Origin of the sequence: Actinomadura sp. HBU206391 (genome assembly GCF_014323665.1) — a bacterium.
In the GTDB taxonomy this organism is placed as follows: domain Bacteria; phylum Actinomycetota; class Actinomycetes; order Streptosporangiales; family Streptosporangiaceae; genus Actinomadura_C.
Genome location: NZ_JABVEB010000503.1, coordinates 1 through 1954, shown reverse-complemented (window position 1 = coordinate 1954; position 1954 = coordinate 1). Strand labels below are relative to the sequence as shown.

1 protein-coding gene and 1 pseudogene are annotated in these 1954 nt (G+C 72.6%); both read right to left on the bottom strand.

Features of this window, described 5'->3' with window-relative positions; genetic code table 11:
• Positions 1-317 (bottom strand): annotated as a pseudogene (locus HKK72_RS38845) (hypothetical protein); the annotation flags it as partial.
• 332 nt (positions 318-649) lie between these two features.
• Positions 650-1954, bottom strand: a 1305-nt coding sequence (locus tag HKK72_RS38840; protein WP_187239367.1) for a hypothetical protein, incomplete at its 5' end; no start/stop codon positions are given.

The following is a 1954-nucleotide window of genomic DNA, read 5'->3' as shown; positions in this document are numbered from 1 at the left end:
GTGGCGATCGGCGGCTTGCCGGCGAGTTCGCGCGTCGCCGCGACCACGCGGCCGCGCGCGTCCAGTACCTGGATCGCCTCGCTCTTGCTGTCGGCCAGCACGCTGTCCGGCAGCACGGGAGGCAGATGTCCGCCCAGTGCGATGACGGGCAGCACCCGGTCCCAGTCATCGGTGACACGGGCCTGGACGGCGTCGGTCTTCTGGCTGCCCATGAAGATGAGGAAGAGCAGGCTCACCCCGATGCATACCAGCGCCGCGGCCGCGCTGGTGGCCAGCACCGTACGGGCGCGAAGCGACGACCGGTCCCAGTTGAGCACCGGACCCCCCCGGAGGTGCGCCGGTCTTTACCCGGCCTGGGTGTGTGCGTGACCGTTCAATGCTTCACGCTAAGGCCGAACCGGTCCGTGAACGTGGCCGTGGTGCACCCAGCCTCAGCGCTCCCGCCGGAGGTCGCCCGTCGGCGGGACCGGTGGTCGGTGGATCGCCCTCGCCGGTTATCATGCTAAACCAGTATGAAAAGTTGGCTTTTTCGTACCGGCCTCGGCCGCGGTTTCTTAGCCACGGGCAGGGGACGTCGCGACGCTCTTCGGCCGGATCGGCGACGTCCTCTCCACCACGCCATGACGAGATCGGCCCGTGCCCGAGACCGTCATGTACGGCAGCTGGGAGCGCGCCAGGCGACCCAGCCTGCGCCGGAGCCCGACGGCCGCCATCCGGCCGGCCGGGACGGCCATGTCGACGCGGGCCCGCCGTTCGCCGAGGCGGGCACGAGGACGGTGCACACGCCTGGCCCGGGCCGCTCCCGTGCGGGATCGAACAGGCGCACCGTGGTCCACCAGATCTGGCCGCTCTGCCGCACCCGGATCCGCCAGGACAGGGCCCGGTCGGCGGCCACCCCGCCCGCCGTGGCGCTTGCCGGGGTCGCCGGAATCTCGCGGGGCATGGCGAGGTGCCCGCCGATCACGGTCAACGCCGTCAGGTTCAGTGCGGCCAGCCCGGCCGCCGCGACTTCGCGGAACCGTGCGACACAAGCGGTCACCGCGAGGATCGCGACCGCCGCGAGCGACGCCCGCACCGCATTCAGGGCTGTCCAGTCGCCGGTGAGAAAGGACGTCTCGGGGAAGTCGAAGCCCACGAACGCGTGGCGTCGCAGCCGGTCGCCCGAGTAGGCGACCGTCCAGGCACCCGTACAGCACAGGATCGCGATTCCGCCGCCGACCGCTCTGAGCGGCCGCCCGTGTGAGAGCACCGCCAGGCCGATCAAGGCGTAGATCCCGGCCACGCATGCCAGATACCGTCCGTACGCGTAGTTGCCGACCCGATGCTCATCCGGCAGCGCGGCGGCGGAGGCGTAGGCGATGCCCAACGTGGTCGCGAGCAGGGCCCCGGCCGTCACCCGCAGATCACGGCGCGAGTGCGCGAGTGCCCACCCGGTCGCGGCCAGCCCGACCGCGCCGAAACCCCATGCGCCGACGCCCAGATACCAGATCTGCCCGGCCGCGCCGGACAGCGCGCGCAGCTGCCCCTGCGGCGTGGTCATCCGGGTCCACCACAGTGCGCCCAGGTCGCGCGGCCCGCCGGGGTAGAGCGCGTGCAGGACGGCGTCGTTCAGCAGCCGGCCCGCGACCACACCGGCGGCCGTCACCACGGCGGCGGCCACCGGCACCCACCGCGGCCCCCACCGGCGGAGCAGCGCCATCCCTAGGACGGCGAGGTGCGCCGCAAGGATCACCGCTCCGCGCGTATGGGTCGCGTGGGCATAGGCGGCCAGCACACTCGCGACGAGGGCCGCACCGGTCCGCGCCGACCGCAGGAACGTGTGCAGGGCGAGGATCCACCCGGCGAACAGGACCGGGAAGACGGCGTCGGTGAGCGCGAACTGGCCGAAGAACGCGCAGGCGGGCAGGAGCGCCATGGCCCAGGCGATCGTGAACGACCGGCGGACCGGAAGCTC